Source organism: Schauerella aestuarii (assembly GCF_009866805.1).
GTDB classification, from domain to species: domain Bacteria; phylum Pseudomonadota; class Gammaproteobacteria; order Burkholderiales; family Burkholderiaceae_B; genus Schauerella; species Schauerella aestuarii.
Window position 1 is genome coordinate 641,808 of sequence record NZ_SIZW01000043.1, and the last position, 15,114, is coordinate 656,921.

General features: G+C 63.0%; 13 protein-coding genes and 1 tRNA gene. 10 read left to right on the forward strand and 4 right to left on the reverse strand.

The annotated features are described in order from the left end of the window. Positions 1–6: 6 nt before the first annotated feature. Both EYW45_RS22275 and EYW45_RS22280 read left to right on the forward strand, forming a co-directional pair. A tRNA-Arg gene (locus tag EYW45_RS22275) sits at positions 7–83 on the forward strand. A gap of 179 nt (positions 84–262) precedes the next feature. Continuing rightward, entirely contained in the window at positions 263–1,627 is a 1,365-nt protein-coding gene (locus EYW45_RS22280; RefSeq protein WP_161138031.1) for an esterase-like activity of phytase family protein, read from the forward strand. 1 nt (position 1,628) lies between these two features. On the opposite strand, the gene EYW45_RS22285 is transcribed toward EYW45_RS22280, so the two are convergent. Further along, the gene (locus EYW45_RS22285) at positions 1,629–2,534 is read right to left on the reverse strand and encodes a LysR family transcriptional regulator (RefSeq protein ID WP_161137633.1); all 906 of its coding nucleotides are present in this window, start codon (positions 2,532–2,534) and stop codon (positions 1,629–1,631) included. 120 nt (positions 2,535–2,654) lie between these two features. Between EYW45_RS22285 and EYW45_RS22290 the strand changes: the two genes are divergently transcribed. The 7 genes from EYW45_RS22290 (at position 2,655) to EYW45_RS22320 (ending at position 10,820) form a co-directional block, all read left to right on the forward strand. After that, positions 2,655–3,638 (forward strand): tripartite tricarboxylate transporter substrate binding protein, encoded by a 984-nt coding sequence (locus EYW45_RS22290; protein WP_161137634.1) that lies wholly within the window; start codon positions 2,655–2,657, stop codon positions 3,636–3,638. Positions 3,639–3,726: 88 nt separating this feature from the next. Further along, positions 3,727–5,856: an acetate--CoA ligase family protein gene (locus EYW45_RS22295; RefSeq protein ID WP_161137635.1), complete on the forward strand. Its 2,130-nt coding sequence runs from the start codon at positions 3,727–3,729 to the stop codon at positions 5,854–5,856. Next, on the forward strand, positions 5,853–6,716 hold the full coding sequence (locus EYW45_RS22300; RefSeq protein WP_161137636.1) for a MaoC/PaaZ C-terminal domain-containing protein: 864 nt from the start codon (positions 5,853–5,855) through the stop codon (positions 6,714–6,716). Before EYW45_RS22295 ends, EYW45_RS22300 begins: the two co-directional genes overlap by 4 nt. Before the next feature lie 84 nt (positions 6,717–6,800). Then, positions 6,801–7,550 carry an SDR family NAD(P)-dependent oxidoreductase gene (locus EYW45_RS22305; protein WP_161137637.1) on the forward strand — a complete coding sequence of 250 codons (750 nt, stop codon included), beginning with the start codon at positions 6,801–6,803 and terminating at the stop codon, positions 7,548–7,550. Then, positions 7,543–8,346, forward strand: a complete 804-nt coding sequence (locus tag EYW45_RS22310) for an enoyl-CoA hydratase/isomerase family protein (RefSeq protein ID WP_161137638.1) — start codon at positions 7,543–7,545, stop codon at positions 8,344–8,346. The genes EYW45_RS22305 and EYW45_RS22310 overlap by 8 nt, the downstream gene beginning before the upstream one ends. A gap of 28 nt (positions 8,347–8,374) precedes the next feature. After that, positions 8,375–9,571, forward strand: coding sequence for an acetyl-CoA C-acetyltransferase (locus tag EYW45_RS22315; RefSeq protein WP_161137639.1), 1,197 nt, complete (start codon positions 8,375–8,377; stop codon positions 9,569–9,571). 10 nt (positions 9,572–9,581) lie between these two features. Continuing rightward, positions 9,582–10,820 carry a CoA transferase gene (locus EYW45_RS22320; RefSeq protein WP_161137640.1) on the forward strand — a complete coding sequence of 413 codons (1,239 nt, stop codon included), beginning with the start codon at positions 9,582–9,584 and terminating at the stop codon, positions 10,818–10,820. A gap of 77 nt (positions 10,821–10,897) precedes the next feature. Here EYW45_RS22320 and cysW read toward each other — a convergent pair whose 3' ends face one another. The 3 genes from cysW to cysP form a co-directional block, all read right to left on the reverse strand. Continuing rightward, positions 10,898–11,740 (reverse strand): sulfate ABC transporter permease subunit CysW, encoded by an 843-nt coding sequence (cysW, locus tag EYW45_RS22325; protein WP_161137641.1) that lies wholly within the window; start codon positions 11,738–11,740, stop codon positions 10,898–10,900. Between the two features lies 1 nt (position 11,741). Beyond that, entirely contained in the window at positions 11,742–12,578 is an 837-nt protein-coding gene (gene cysT, locus EYW45_RS22330; protein ID WP_161137642.1) for a sulfate ABC transporter permease subunit CysT, read from the reverse strand. A gap of 85 nt (positions 12,579–12,663) precedes the next feature. Beyond that, positions 12,664–13,722, reverse strand: coding sequence for a thiosulfate ABC transporter substrate-binding protein CysP (gene cysP, locus EYW45_RS22335; RefSeq protein ID WP_161137643.1), 1,059 nt, complete (start codon positions 13,720–13,722; stop codon positions 12,664–12,666). A gap of 162 nt (positions 13,723–13,884) precedes the next feature. On the opposite strand from cysP, the gene EYW45_RS22340 reads away from it, so the two are divergent. Beyond that, a complete protein-coding gene (locus EYW45_RS22340) occupies positions 13,885–15,033 on the forward strand; it encodes an alkene reductase (protein WP_161137644.1) in 1,149 nt (382 codons plus the stop codon). Positions 15,034–15,114 lie beyond the last annotated feature (81 nt).

Consider the following 15,114-nt stretch of genomic DNA (forward strand, 5'->3'; position numbering starts at 1 on the left):
ACCAAAGCGCCCGTAGCTCAGTTGGATAGAGTACTTGGCTACGAACCAAGGGGTCGTGGGTTCGAATCCTGCCGGGCGCACCAGAATTTTCCATGGTTCATCCATGGTTTGAAAAAGGTCTCAAAGCGAATGCTTCGAGACCTTTTTTTTGTGCGTTCGCGGCGCGTTGCGGGTGGCTGCACGACGCGCTGGCCGCTGTCATGGTCATGACACAAGCATGCCTCATCGTGTGCGTTCTTTCCATGTGGGAGCCGCTCCGGCCATGCGCTTCAATACCGTCACTTCTACGTTAATCGCCGCTGCATTGTGCAGCGTGTCGCTCGCCGCGCACGCGCAAACGGCGGCCGCAGCCTATCCCGCCACGTTGGCCGGGCACGCCGTCTTGCCGGCCGCAACCTTCATTACGCCGCCCGAGAACGCGCCCGCCGATCTCACCACGAGCGGCAAGTTCTCGAATGGCAAACGTACCGAGAAAGTCGGTACGGTAATGGGCATGTCGAACAATCGTCCCACCGGCATGTCGTTGCCGTTCAAGGGGCAGCCGGCGCAAGGGCATTCAGGCATCAAGCACATGCCCGACGGCAGCTTCTGGATCCTGACCGATAACGGCTTGGGCGCCAAGGCCAACTCGGCCGATTCGATGCTCTATCTCAATCACTACAAGATCGACTTCAAGACGGGCAAGTTTCAGCGCCTGGCGACGGTGTTCCTGAGCGACCCCAACAAGCAGGTGCCGTTTCGGATCGTTCAGGAAGGTTCCAAAACCCGGTATCTCACCGGTGCCGATTTCGATCCCGAGAGCTTTCAATTTGCGGGCGGTGCGATCTGGATCGGCGACGAGTTCGGGCCTTATCTGATCAAGACGGATATGCAAGGTCGCGTGTTGAAAGTGTTCGACACGCTGGTCGACGGCAAGCCGGTGCGCTCGCCGGATAATCCCGCCGTCGCCACACCCGGATGGCCGGCCGATGCAATGAACTTCCAGGTGCGCCGCTCCAAGGGATTCGAAGGCATGGCGGCGTCGAAGGACGGTGCCAAGTTGTATGCGCTGCTAGAAGGGCGGTTGTGGGATGCCGCGAGCAAAGGCCCGGAACAATACGAAGGAAAAAGCGCATTGCGCGTGCTCGAGTTCGACGTGAAGCAGGAAGCGTGGACGGGCCGTCACTGGATGTACCCGCTGGAGCAGCCGGGTCATGCGATCGGTGACTTCAATATGATCGACGCCACAAGCGGTCTCATCATCGAGCGCGACAATGGCGAAGGCACGGCGGACAAGGCTTGCCCGGCGGGTGAGAAGGGCACGACCTGCTTCTCGGATATCGCCAAGTTCAAGCGCGTGTACAAGGTGGCCTTCGACGACAGCAATGTGGGCAAGTCGCTGCGCAAGGTGGGCTATATCGATCTGCTGGATATCAAGGATCCGCAAAAGGCGGCACGCAAGCCGTTGAACAACGGTGTGCTCACGTTCCCGTTCTTTACGATCGAGAACGTGGACGTGGTCGATGGCACGCACATTGTGGTGGGCAACGACAATAACCTGCCGTTCTCAAGCAGCCGCGATCCCAACGTGGCCGATGACAACGAGATGGTCCTGCTGGAAGTGGGCGAGCTGTTGAAGGCGAAGTAAGCTAGAACTTCCCCTGCCGCACCTTCGTGGCCCCCACCATCTCCCGAAATCGCTTGGCAGGCGGGGTTTCGTTGGTTTCCCGATACGCGAAGGCAATGCCGATGTGCGTATCGGGCGGCTGCTTGCGCAACGGCCGATAGGCGACGTTGCGCGGCATGTGGGCCACGTTGATCTGCGGCACGAGCGCCACGCCCAGGCCGCTCTCCACCAGACCGATGGCCGTGCGCACCTGCACGGCTTCCTGCGTGAGGCGGGGCGTGATGTTCGCGCGCCGCAGCAGCAATGTGACGGCCGCATGCAGGCCGCCGGCGCGTGAAGGCGAGTAGCCGATGAAAGGCTGATCGTTCAGATCTTCCGGCACCAGTGTTTTCTTGCTCGTGAGCGGATGCGTCAACGGCATGGCGACGCAAAACACATCTTCTTCGATCATCAACAACTGCACGCCACTGACCCGTGTGGTGGGCACCCGCACGAAACCGGCATCGAGTGTGCCGTCGGCCAACGCCGTCATGATTTCGTAGTTCGTGGCTTCGCGCACTTCCAGGCGCACCCGCGGATGTCGGGTGCTGTATTGGTTGATGAACTGCGGCATGAGCCCGAAGATCACCGATCCGATCACCCCAATGCGCAGTGTGCCCTCATCGCCATCGGCCGCGAGACGCGCGCGCGTGATCACGTCGTCTGCATCGACCAGGCACCGCCGTGCGGCATCCAGCGCGGCATGACCGGCCGGCGTGAGACGTACGCCACGAGCCTCACGCTCGAATAACGGCGTACCCACTTCCTCCTCCAATTTGCGGATCGCGACCGACAACGGCGGCTGAGCCATGTGCAGTTTTTCGGCTGCGCGGCTGAAGCTCTGCGCGTCGGCCACGGCGATGAACTGGCGAAGCTGTCGAAGTTCCATATACATCCCATGTATGGATCGCGCGATGAAAAGTATTTGTTTGAGTATAGATCGCCACCTAACATGAAAAAAACATCGCCGCGGCCTCAAGCCGCGAGTGAACATAACCTGGAGACTGCAATGCCCCGTTTCACCCCGCGTTTCTGCGCGACCGCTCTGGCCGCTGCGCTTGTCCTCGGCATGAGCGCCACCGCGACTGCAGCAGACGATTTTCCCAGCAAGCCCATCACGCTAGTGGTGCCGTACACGCCGGGTGGCACGAACGACATCGTGGCGCGATTGCTGGCGCAAAAGCTGGGGGATTCGCTGGGCAAGCCGGTGATCGTCGAGAACAAGGCGGGCGCGTCCGGCAATATCGGCGCGGAGCAGGTGGCGCGGGCCAAGCCCGATGGCTATTCGATGGTGCTCGTGACGACCGGCCATGCGATTGCACCGTCGATCTACAAGGATATGCGCTACGACATCCGCCGCGATCTCGCTCCGGTTTCGCAATTGACGAGCGGGCCGTTGGTGGTGATGGTCAATCCCCAACTGCCGATCAAATCGGTGCAGGACTTGATCGCTCAGGCCAAGGCCAAACCCGGTTCGCTCAACTTCGCGTCGGCCGGCAATGGCTCGTCCACTCATCTGGCGACGGAGATGCTGGATCGTGCAGCGGGTATCAAGATGACGCACATTCCCTATGGCGGCAGTTCGCCGGCGATGACGGACGTGATGGCCGGCAATGCGCAAGTGGTGATGGATCTGATGTTCTCGGGTCTGCCCAATGTGCAGAGCGGCAAGTTGCGCGCGATCGCCGTCACGGGCAAGGAACGTTCGCCCGTGCTGCCGGATGTGCCCACGGTGGCGGAATCCGGTGTGCCCGATTTTCATGTGGAAGCCTGGAATGGCTTGATGGTGCCGGCCGGCACGCCGCAGCCGATCGTCGATCGGCTGAACGCCGAAATCAAGAAGGCGCTGGCGAGCGAAGATCTGAAAAAGCGGTTGGAAGGCCAGGGCTTTCGGGCTCACTGGAGCACGCCAGCCGATTTCGGCACGTTGGTGTCGGGCGAGGTCACGCGCTGGGGCGGCGTGGTCAAGCAGGCTGATGTGACGATCCAGTAACGCGTCATTCGTCGTTACGTCGACACAGTGTGCAACGACGGCGTCGATCTCGATCGGCGCATTTTCCATCCGTTTTGAAGAGGGCGATATGTCTGCCAATCCTGCTTCTGCTTCCTCCGATACGTGCACGGGCCTGCAACGGCTGCTGAGCCCGCGCGCGGTGGCCGTGATCGGCGCCTCCGACGACCCCTTGCGCATCGGCGGGCGGCCACTGGATTACATGCGCTCGCAGGGCTTCGAGGGGCGTATCTACCCGGTCAATCCTGCGCGTTCGTCGGTGCAGGGCTTGCCGGCCTTTGCATCGGTGCACGATCTGCCCGAAGCGCCCGATGTGGCCATCGTGGCCGTTCAGGCCAAGCTGGCCGTGGGCGCGATCGAAGACCTCGCGGCGCGGGGCACGGGCGCCGCGATCGTGTTTACCGCAGGGTTCGCTGAAGCCGATCCGCAAGGCGCGGTGCTGCAGCAGCGGATGGTCGAGGCGTCGCGCCGCAGCGGCATGCGGCTCCTGGGGCCCAATTCGCTTGGCCTGATCAATACGCGCAATGGGTTTTACGGCACGTTCGTCTCCAGCGTGGAGATGGGTTTTCCATACCAGGGGCGGGTGGCGATCGCGAGCCAGTCGGGCGCGTACGGCGGCCACATCCTGTGTATCGCCAGGCAGCGCCGCATCGGGCTTTCGTCTGTGGTGATGACGGGCAATGAGGCAGACGTGAGCCTGGGCGATGTGATCCAGATGATGGTGGACGATCCGGATACCGACGTGATCGCGGTGTACTCCGAAGGCATTCGCGATGGCCAGCGGTTCATGGCGGCATTGGAAGCGGCACGCCTGGCGCGCAAACCCGTGGTGATGATGAAAGTGGGCACGAGCGTGGTGGGGAGCGCCGCAGCGCAATCGCATACGGCTTCGATTGCAGGCGATGATGCCATCACAAGCGCCGTCCTCAAGGAGTTCGGCGTGGTGCGTGCGACCTCCACCGAGCATATGCTTGATGTCGCCCGGTTGGCCACGCGCCGGATTTATCCGGCGAACAATACGTTGGGCATGATCACGGTCAGCGGCGGGGCGGGTGTGCTGGTATCGGACGCCGCCGAAACGCTGGGCCTGCCGATGCCGGAGATGCCCGAGGCGGCGCAGGTCAAGCTGAAGGCGTTGCTGCCGTTTGCGTCACCACGCAATCCGGTGGACTGCACCGCCCAGTTTCTGAACGATATGTCGCTGGCGGGCACGTTCACCAACGCGGTGATCGAGGAAGGGGGATACGGCTCGGTACTGGGATTCTTCACGTACACGGGCGGCGCGCCGTCGATTGCGCCCCGACTGCGCGCGCAACTGAAGGCCGTGCGCGAACGCCATCCCGAACGGCTGTTCGTGCTGTCGCTGTTAGCCGATCCAGAACGGATGGCGGAGTATGAAGACGACGGCTTGACGGTGTTCGAAGATCCGTCGCGTGCGGTGGCGGCGATCGCTGCAATGGGCCGGTTTGGCGATGCTTTTGCCGGTAAGCCGCGTTTGCCTGCGCCGCAGATCGCGCCCGTCAAGTTGCCGCCCACCACACCTTCCGAGGCGCAAGCGAAGCAGCTCCTGGCGCAAGCCGGGGTGCCGAGCGTGCCGGAACGCGCGTGCGAAACCGCCGATGACGCCGTCGCAGCCGCAAATGCACTGGGGTATCCGGTGGTGATGAAGATCCTGTCGCCCGATATCTTGCACAAATCGGAGATCGGTGGCGTGCTGCTCAACGTGGCGGATGCCGCCGGCGTACGCGAAGGGTTTGCCTTGCTGATGGCGCGTGCCCGCGCGGCCGTGCCCGGCGCCCGGATCGAAGGGGTACTCGTGGCCAGGCAGATGGCGGGCGGCGTGGAATGCATCATGGGCATTCATCGCGATCCGGTGTTTGGCCCGGTGGCGATGTTCGGCTTGGGTGGCATTTTCGTTGAAGTACTCAAGGATGTGGTGTTTCACCGCTGTCCGTTCGGGCCCGATGTGGCGCAGGAGATGATCTTGGGCATCCGGTCCGCGGCCATCCTGCAAGGGGCGCGCGGTACGCCGCCCGTCGATATCGCGGCGCTGGCGCACATGCTTTCGCAGTTCTCGGCGTTTGCCGTCGCAGCCGGTCCGCGTCTGCAAGCGGTGGATCTGAATCCCGTGTTTGCGTTGCCTGTGGGGCAAGGGGCGTATGCCGCGGATGCGGTGCTCGATATCGGAGACGCGGTATGACGACTGCCTTCGATCCGCAGGCGTTGATGGCGCGGGAGTTTGCGCCGATCGTGCACCGGTACGACACCCGCGACACCATGCTGTATGCCTTGAGTGTGGGCATGGGCACCGATCCGCTGAATGCCGATCAGCTGCGCTTTGTGTATGAGCGGGACCTGCAGGCCCTGCCCACGATGGTATCGCTGCTGGCCTATCCGGGATTCTGGGCCGACGATCCCACAACCGGAATCGATTGGCGCCGCCTGGTGCATGCCGAGCAAGCCTATGTGCTGCACACCCCGGTGCCCGTGGCCGCGCGCGTGGTGGGCCGCAATCGGGTGTCAGCCATATACGACAAAGGTGCCGCCAAGGGTGCGTTGATGGTGCAGTCGCGCGAGATCGTCGATGCCGACACCGGCGGGGCGATTGGCACGGTGACGCAAACCACGATGCTGCGCGGCAATGGCGGTTGCGGCGGCTGCGAGGGTGCGCCTGCCGCGCCGCATGCGTTGCCCGATCGCGCGCCCGATGCAACGTGCGATCTGCCGATCGCACTGGGCGCCGCGCTGCTGTATCGGCTCAACGGCGACTTCAATCCGTTGCACGTGGATATCGATATCGCGCGGCAAGCGGGATTCGAGAAACCGATCCTGCATGGCATGTGCACGCTGGGCGTGGCCACGCACGCGATCGTGGCCACCATGCTGGGCTTTGACGCGAATGCCGTGCGCGGCATGCGGGTGCGCTTCAGCGCGCCGGTGTATCCCGGCGAAACCCTGCGCACCGAGATGTGGCGCGACGGCCGCGTGATGTCGTTTCGCTGCAGCATTCCCGCGCGGGAGGTGGTGGTGCTGACGGCGGGGCGCGTGGATCTGGCGTAACGCGGCAAGTAACGCGGCAGGTTGCATTGCTGAATGCTGAATGCTGAATGCTGATTTGAATCTGAACGAACAGGAGTGAGCACTATGGATTTGGGATTGAACGACAAAGTGGCCATCGTGACCGGATCGGCGCGTGGTCTTGGAGCGGCGACGGCCAAGCGGTTGGCGCGCGAGGGCGCCCGCGTCGTCGTCACCGATATCAATGCCGATCTTGCGCAAGCGACGGCGCGTGAGATCAACGAAGAAGGCCTGAAGGCGCATTGCATCGTGGGCGACATCACGCGCACGGCCGATGTGCAGGCCTTGGTCGACGAGACGATTGCGGTGTTCGGCGGCGTGCATGTGCTGGTGAATAACGCCGGCTTCCCGCGCGATGGGTTGATCACCAGGATGACCGATGACGACTGGGATCTGGTGCTGGATGTCATCCTGAAAGGCAGCTTTCTGACGTGCCGCGCCGTGATGCCGCACTTCATCGCCCAGCAGTGGGGTCGCATCGTCAATATCTCGTCGCGCGCCCATTACGGCAATCCGGGGCAGGCCAATTATTCGGCGGCGAAGGCCGGGATTATCGGCCTGACCAAGGCGTTGTCGCTGGAAGAGGGCCGCTACAACATCACCGTCAATGCCGTGGCGCCCGGCTTCATGGAAACCGAGATGGTGCAGTCTTTGCCCAGCTACGATCTGATCAAGGAAAAGGCGATCAAGTCGCAACCGATCCGGCGCGTGGGGCATCCCACCGATATCGCCGATGCGGTGGCGTTTCTCGCCTCGGAATGTGCCAGCTTCATCACCGGCGAAACCTTGCATGTGACCGGTGGCCGCTATGGCTGAAGACCGCGAATGGATACGCGTTGGCCGTCAGGGGTTCGTGGCGATCGTGACGCTGGACAACGCCCCGCTGAACGTGGTCACGCTGGGCCTCACGCATGCCTTGGGCCGCACGCTCGATGCGTTGGCGGTAGACGATACCGTGCGCGCCGTGGTGTTGACCGGAGCGGGCGAACGGGCGTTTTGCGCGGGCTCGGATATCGGTGAGTTTCACGATCTGATGGCACCGGGCCAGGTGGTGCCGAAAAAGCTCGGCCGGCAGAATGAGATCTTCGCGTTTCTGGATCATTTTCCAAAACCGACCGTGGCTGCGGTGGCCGGTCTGGCCTTCGGCGGCGGGTTGGAGATCGCCGCCTGCTGCGATCTGATCGTGATCGAGGACGTGTCGCGTCTGGCGTTGCCTGAAATCAAGCTGGGCGTGTTTCCCAGCAGTGGGGGCCCGCTGCGCGTGACGCGCCGCATCGGCGAGACGCGGGCCAAAGAGATGATGCTGTTGGGCGAACCCATCGATGCGGCGACCGCATTGGCGTGGGGACTGGTCAATCGCGTCGTGCCACAAGGGCAGAGTCTTGCCACTGCATTGCGGCTGGCCGAGACCTTGGCACAGCGCCCGGCGCGCGCCTTGGCGCTGTGCAAGCGCGCCATCGATCTGGCCCTGGATGGCTCGGAAGCCGACGCGATCCGGCAGTCGCTGGCGATGAGCGATCAAGCCTTCAGTTCGGACGAATGCAAGGAGGGCGTGCGCGCCTTCTTTGCCAAGCAATCCCCCGTATTCACGACGATCCCGCTGGGCCGATGAGCCCGCTGGTGCGTCTTTGGAGAACAGCATGAGAAGAGCAGCCATCGTATCCCCTTTGCGCACGCCCATCGGCGCATTTGGCGGAAGCTTGAAAAGTGTGCCCGTCGAAACCCTGGGCGCCACGGTTGCACGCGCGGTGGTCGAGCGAACCGGGCTGGATCCGGCCTTGATCGAAGATGTGGTGTTTGCCCATTCCTATGCCAATGGCGAAGTGCCGTGCACGGGTCGGTGGGTAGCGCTCGAGGCGGGATTTCCGGTTGACGTCCCGGGTATGCAACTCGACCGCCGCTGTGGCAGCGGCGTGCAGGCGATTGCGACCGCAGCCATGATGATCCAGAGCGGCGCGGCCGATGTCGTGATGGCAGGCGGTGTGGAGAGCATGAGCAATGTCGAGTATTACTCGACCTCGATGCGGTGGGGCGCACGCGCCGGCACGGTCAAGTTCCACGACCGTCTGGAGCGTGGCCGGGAACGGTCGCAGCCCGAAAGCCGCTTTGGTCGCATCTCGGGCATGATCGAAACCGCCGAAAACCTGGCGCGCGACTACGCCATCTCGCGCGAGCAAGCCGACGCCTTTGCGCTTAGCAGTCATCGCAAGGCAGCTCAGGCTTGGGCGCGCGGCACGTTTGCCGACGAGGTGGTGCCGGTGTCGGTGCCGCAGCGTCGCGGCGATCCGCTGGTATTCGCCACCGATGAGGGTATCCGTGGCGACCTGACGCTCGAGCAGTTGGCCGCATTGCGTCCGCTCATGAAAGACGGCGTAGTGACGGCCGGCAACGCGTGCCAGCAGAATGACGCGGCGGCAGCATGCCTGATCGTGGCCGAAGACAGGCTGGCCGAGTTGGGTCTGGAGCCCATCGGCTTTCTTTCGGGCTGGGCGGCGGCCGGTTGCGAACCCGCTGTGATGGGCATTGGCCCGGTGCCTGCCGTGCAGAAGTTGTTTCGCAAAACCGGGCTGTCGTTCAAGGACATCGATCTGGTCGAGCTTAACGAAGCCTTTGCCTGCCAGGCGCTGGCGGTATTGAAGGGCTGGGACTGGGACGACGTGGATCGCTTGAACGTCAACGGTTCGGGCATTTCGCTCGGCCATCCCGTAGGCGCCACCGGCGTGCGCATCATGACGACGCTGCTGCACGAGATGAAGCGCCGCAATGTGCGCTATGGGCTCGAAACGATGTGCATTGGCGGCGGGCAGGGCATTGCCGCGCTCTTCGAACGCGCTTGAAGGAATCGCCATGACCTATCCCATGCTGGCACCGTTGCGCGTGATCGAGAGCTCGGCGTTTATTGCAGCGCCGCTGGCCGGCTTGACGCTGGCCCAATTCGGCGCCGATGTGATTCGCGTCGATCTGATCGGCGGCGGTATCGACTATGGCCGCCTGCCGCTGATGCCTGGCGGGCGCAGCTTGTATTGGACCGGCTTGAACAAAGGCAAGCGTTCGATCGCCATCGATATTCGCCGGCCTGAAGGACGTGAGCTGATGCAGGCGCTGGTAACCGCTCCCGGACCCGACGCGGGCGTGCTGCTCACCAATATCGGCACACCGTGGCTGGCGCACGACGTGCTGCAGGCACGCCGCGACGATGTAATCACGTGCGTGATCCAGGGCAACGGCGACGGTTCTACGGCAGTCGATTACACCGTCAACTGCGCCACTGGCTATCCCGCCACGACGGGCGGCGGCGACGTCACGCATCCGGTCAATCACGTGCTCCCCGCCTGGGATATCGCCTGCGCCTATCAAGCGGCGTTCGCCATCTCGGCGGCGGTGGATCGGCGGCGCCGGTTCGGCACGGGCGCGGCTTTGCAATTGGCCTTGTCCGATATGGCGTTCACGACGCTGGCGCATCTGGGTGTGCTGGCCGAAGCCGAACTGCTGGGCCAGGAGCGGCCATCCATCGGCAACCACATCTACGGCGCCTTTGGCCACGATTTTGGGTCGAGCGATGGCAAGCGGGTGATGGTTGCCGCCATTTCGGCCGGGCAGTGGAAGGCATTGGTGAAGGCTTGCGACGCGGCGTCCGCCGTGGCGCAGCTCGAGGCCCGATCGGGCGTGGATTTCATGCAGGAGGCCGCGCGCTACGCGGCCCGCGATACCTTGCTGGCCATCTTCGAGCCCTGGTTCGCTGCCCGGTCGTTTGCAACGATTGCGGCCACCTTGGATGCGAACAAGGTGTGCTGGGGGCAATACCGCACCGTGGGCGACCTGCTGGCGCACGATGCTCGCGTCAATGTGGCCAACCCGGTGTTCGAGCGGGTGCAAACGGTGGGCGTGGGCGAACACCTGACGGCGGGATCGGCCGTGCGCTTAGGCGATGCCGGGCGCGAGCCGGTGCGGCCGGCGCCGCTCCTGGGTGCCGATACCGATGCGGTGCTCGCCACGGTGCTGGGACTGGACAGCGGGGCCATCGGGCGCTTGCACGACAGCGGTGTGGTGGCCGGGCCGGAGCGCGACCCGACGTCGATCGGCTAACGGCGATCAGTCACGTACTGGGGACGCGTCGTGAGGAATCGCCCGTCACACGCCGTTGGATTTAGCCGCCGATCGCTTCAATGCGTCGGGCCCGAGGGCACCGCTGCCGGGCTGCCGGCGCGGTTGCCGCGCCATTGCATGACGGTCTTGATCACGAGCGTCAACAACGCCATGCAGGCCAACAACGCGGCGGCGGTAAACGCGCCTACCGTTTTGTAGTCGTCGTTCAATTGCTCGATGAGCAGCGGCAGCGTTACCGTTTTGCCGCGAATCGCGCCCGACACCACCGATACCGCACCGAACTCACCGACTGCCCGGGCATTGGTGATCACCGTGCCATAGATCAGCCCCCATTTGATATTGGGTAACGTTACCCGGCGAAAGATCTGCCAGCCGGTGGCGCCCAGCGTCAGGGCGGCATGTTCTTCCTCCGTACCCAGCGATTGCATCAGTGGGATCAGGATGCGCGCCACGAAGGGCGAGGTGACGAAGATCGTGACCATCACGATGCCCGGCCACGCAAACATCAATTGCATATCGCGCGCGTAAAACCAGCTGCCTACCGCGCTCTCCAACCCGTACACGACCAGGTAGCACAGGCCTGCCACCACGGGGGAGGTGGCATAGGGGATGTCGATCAACGTCATCAGCAGCTTGCGGCCACGAAAGTCGTAGCGGGTGACGCACCACGCCATCAGGATGCCGAACACCAGGTTGACCGGGACCGTGATGACGGCCGCCAGCAACGTGAGCTGGATCGCCGCGATCATGTCGGGCTCGTGCAGATTGGCGACCAGCATGGCCCAGCCGCCCGACAGCGCGCGCGCAAAGATCAACGCCAGCGGCAGCACCAGCAACAGCAGTGCAGCGATCACGGCGAGGGCCACGAGCAGCCATTGTTTGAACGATTGCGGTTTCATCTCATACCCCCGGGCGCTGCCACGGCAGCAAACGGCCTTGCAGCACTTGCAGCAAGAACAGCAACAGCAACGAGGCACCCAGCACGACCGAGGCGATCGCCGAGGCCGCGGCGTAGTCGTATTCGGACAGCCGTACGAAGATCATCAGCGACGTGATCTCGGTTTTGTAGGGGATGTTGCCGGCAATCATCACCACGGCGCCGAATTCGCCCAGACTGCGGATGAAGGCTTGCGAAGCGCCCGTGAAGATAGCGGGCACGAGCGCAGGCAGGATCACGCGCCATGTGGTCTGCCAATCGTTGGCGCCCAACGTGTGCGAAGCTTCTTCATATTCCGGCCCCATCTCGGCCAGCACGGGTTGCACCGAGCGCACCACGAAGGGCAGGCTGGTGAACACCATCGCGATCACCAATCCGGGAAAGGCGTACGACACCTTGATGCCGAACGGGGCCAGCCATTGGCCCACCCAGCCATTGGGCGCCAGCAGCACCGATAACGTCAGGCCCGCCACGGCGGTGGGCAAGGCGAAAGGCAAATCGACCAGGGCATCGAGCAGTTCGCGCCCGGGGAAACGGTAGCGCACCAGCACCCACGCCAGCAGCAATCCCACCACCAGGGCAATCAGGGTGGAGTAGGCCGCGCCTGTGAGCGTGACGCGGTAACTGGCCACCACACGCGGATCGGTGACGGCGGCCAGGAACTGGGCGCCGGACATATTGCTCAGATAAGCGAGCAGTCCGGCCAAGGGCACCAGAATGACGAGCGTGATGAACAGGGCGCTCACGCCAAAGCTCAAGCCGAAGCCGGGCAGGGTGGGATGTTGTTTGAAGAACGACATGCGAGAGGCGGAACCGGAAAATGCAAATCGGCCGCCTGGGAAAGGCGGCCGACCGCAGGGATCGAGGGTCGAGCGTTATCGCAGTTTAGCGGCCTTGCGCCAGCAACTGATCAAGGACGCCGCCGGAGGCGAAGTGCGTTTTGGAAATATCGTCCCACGCGCCCAGCACGTCCTGCGGATTGATCAGCTTGATGGCCGGGAATTGCTTGGCCGTTTCCTGCACGACCGCCTTGTCGTGCACGCGGTAGTAGAAGCTGGCCAGCAGTTTCTGGATCTCGGGGGTGTACAGATAGTTCAGATACGCCTCGGCCACCTTGCGCGTGCCTTTCTCATCGGCCACGCGGTCGACCACGGCTACCGGGAATTCGGCCAGCACGCTTATGGGCGGCACCACCACTTCGAGGCCCAATGCCTTGAATTCGTCGCTGGCGGCAATGTTGTTGACTTCGGATTCGAACGTCAGCAGCGCATCGCCCTGATTGTTTTGCGCGAAGGCAACCGTGGCGCCGCGCCCGCCGGTGGGGAAGCTCTCGACGTTCTTCAGCAGCTTGCCGACGAACGCGCGATTCTTGGCATCGTCGCCACCGAACTTCTCGTTGGCATACAGCCATGCGCCAAGATACGAATAGCGCGCATTGCCCGAGGTTTTAGGATTGGGGAACACCAGCTTCACGTCGTCACGCGTCAGGTCGTCCCACGTCTTGATCTGCTTGGGATTGCCCTTGCGCACCAAAAACGCGATCGTGCTGTAGTACGGCGAGCTGTTGTTGGGAAACGCCTTCTGCCAATCCTTCTTGATCAAGCCGCGCTGCGCAAGTGTATCGACGTCGGTGATCTGGTTGAACGTGACCACGTCGGCTTTCAGCCCCTGCAGGATGGCTTGCGCCTGACGCGACGAGCCAGCGAACGATTGCTCGATATTCAGATCCTGGCCGGACTTGGCTTTCCAGTCGGCTTGAAACTTCGGATTGATGGCCGTGAACAATTCCCGCGCAATGTCGTACGACGTGTTCAAAATCGTTTGTTGCGCCGATGCGGGCGCCGCCGTCACGGTCGAGACTGCCAATGCGGACAGGGCGAGGATTCGCTTGATCACGTACTTCTCCAGAATGAAATGGGCCGATGGCCTTGTGAGAGCGATCATGCCCGCGCACCTGGATGGGGCAAACTAACTTCTCGACTTATCCATATAACCAGAAGAAATGTAGGATTATTGTTTGATATCGGCTGGATGTAAGGTGATGATGTTTCGGGCGCGCCGTTTGCTCTCCCGTGCGCCTACTTCCGTTTTAGAAAAGGATGATTCATGACAACGCTGTTCGACCCCGTGAAAGCTGGCGATATCGATCTGGCCAACCGCATCGTGATGGCGCCGCTGACGCGCAACCGTTCGCCGCGCGCCGTGCCGGCCCCCATCACGGCCACCTACTATGAACAACGCGCGTCCGCCGGGTTGATCATCACCGAAGCCACGGCGATCACGCAGCAGGGTCAGGGCTATGCCGATGTGCCCGGACTCTACAGCGACGAGCAACTGGCGGGCTGGAAGCACGTGACCGACAAGGTGCATGCCGCCGGTGGCAAAATCGTGGTGCAGTTGTGGCATGTGGGCCGGATTTCGCATACCTCCCTGCAGAAGGATGATGGCAAGCCGGTGGCGCCGTCCGCGCTGCGCGCCAAGGCCAAGACTTACATCATCGAGGACGGCAAGGGCAAATTCGTGGAGACTTCCGAGCCACGCGCGCTGGAGATCGACGAATTGCCCGGGTTGGTCGAGGACTATCGCCGTGCCGCCCGGGCGGCGATCGACAACGGTTTCGACGGCGTGGAGATTCATGCGGCGAACGGTTACCTGATCGACCAGTTCCTGCGTTCGGGCAGCAACCATCGCACGGACGAATACGGCGGCGTGATCGAAAACCGCATTCGGCTCCTGGGTGAGGTGCTGGACGCCATCACGCAGGAGATCGGCGCAGGCCGCACGGGTATCCGCATTTCGCCAGTGACGCCGGCCAACGATGCGTCGGATCCGGATGCACAGACGCTGTTCGAAGCCGTGGTGCAGAAGCTCGCCCAGTATCCCCTGGCTTACGTTCATATCATCGAAGGCGCCACGGGTGGCGCGCGCGACTTCAAGCAAGGTGATACCCCCTTCGACTACGCCGCATTGCGCCGCGTCTATAAAGAGGCCGGCGGCCGCGCGCTGTGGATGGCCAATAACGGCTACGACCGTGCCCTGGCCTTGAAGGCGGTTGAGTCGGGCGAGGCCGATCTGATCGCATTCGGCAAGCTGTACATCGCCAATCCCGATCTCGTGCGCCGCCTGCGCGACGATGCTCCGATGAACGAACCCGATCAGACGACCTTCTACGGCGGGGGCGAGCATGGTTACACCGACTACCCCTTCCTGGCGGATGGGAGCGGTCACGACGGCGTAGCCCAACGGGCCTCATAGCGCGATCGTTATGGAATGAGGGCGCACGGCTTGGTGCCGGGCGCCCTTTTGTCATCCGACTGGACGACCCCGTCCGATTCG

Coding starts and splice junctions, on each gene's coding strand:
- EYW45_RS22280 (WP_161138031.1), top strand. CDS start 263: ATGCGCTTCAATACCGTCACTTCTACGTTAATCGCCGCTGCATTGTGC.
- EYW45_RS22285 (WP_161137633.1), bottom strand. CDS start 2,534: ATGGAACTTCGACAGCTTCGCCAGTTCATCGCCGTGGCCGACGCGCAG.
- EYW45_RS22290 (WP_161137634.1), top strand. CDS start 2,655: ATGCCCCGTTTCACCCCGCGTTTCTGCGCGACCGCTCTGGCCGCTGCG.
- EYW45_RS22295 (WP_161137635.1), top strand. CDS start 3,727: ATGTCTGCCAATCCTGCTTCTGCTTCCTCCGATACGTGCACGGGCCTG.
- EYW45_RS22300 (WP_161137636.1), top strand. CDS start 5,853: ATGACGACTGCCTTCGATCCGCAGGCGTTGATGGCGCGGGAGTTTGCG.
- EYW45_RS22305 (WP_161137637.1), top strand. CDS start 6,801: ATGGATTTGGGATTGAACGACAAAGTGGCCATCGTGACCGGATCGGCG.
- EYW45_RS22310 (WP_161137638.1), top strand. CDS start 7,543: ATGGCTGAAGACCGCGAATGGATACGCGTTGGCCGTCAGGGGTTCGTG.
- EYW45_RS22315 (WP_161137639.1), top strand. CDS start 8,375: ATGAGAAGAGCAGCCATCGTATCCCCTTTGCGCACGCCCATCGGCGCA.
- EYW45_RS22320 (WP_161137640.1), top strand. CDS start 9,582: ATGACCTATCCCATGCTGGCACCGTTGCGCGTGATCGAGAGCTCGGCG.
- cysW (WP_161137641.1), bottom strand. CDS start 11,740: ATGAAACCGCAATCGTTCAAACAATGGCTGCTCGTGGCCCTCGCCGTG.
- cysT (WP_161137642.1), bottom strand. CDS start 12,578: ATGTCGTTCTTCAAACAACATCCCACCCTGCCCGGCTTCGGCTTGAGC.
- cysP (WP_161137643.1), bottom strand. CDS start 13,722: ATGATCGCTCTCACAAGGCCATCGGCCCATTTCATTCTGGAGAAGTAC.
- EYW45_RS22340 (WP_161137644.1), top strand. CDS start 13,885: ATGACAACGCTGTTCGACCCCGTGAAAGCTGGCGATATCGATCTGGCC.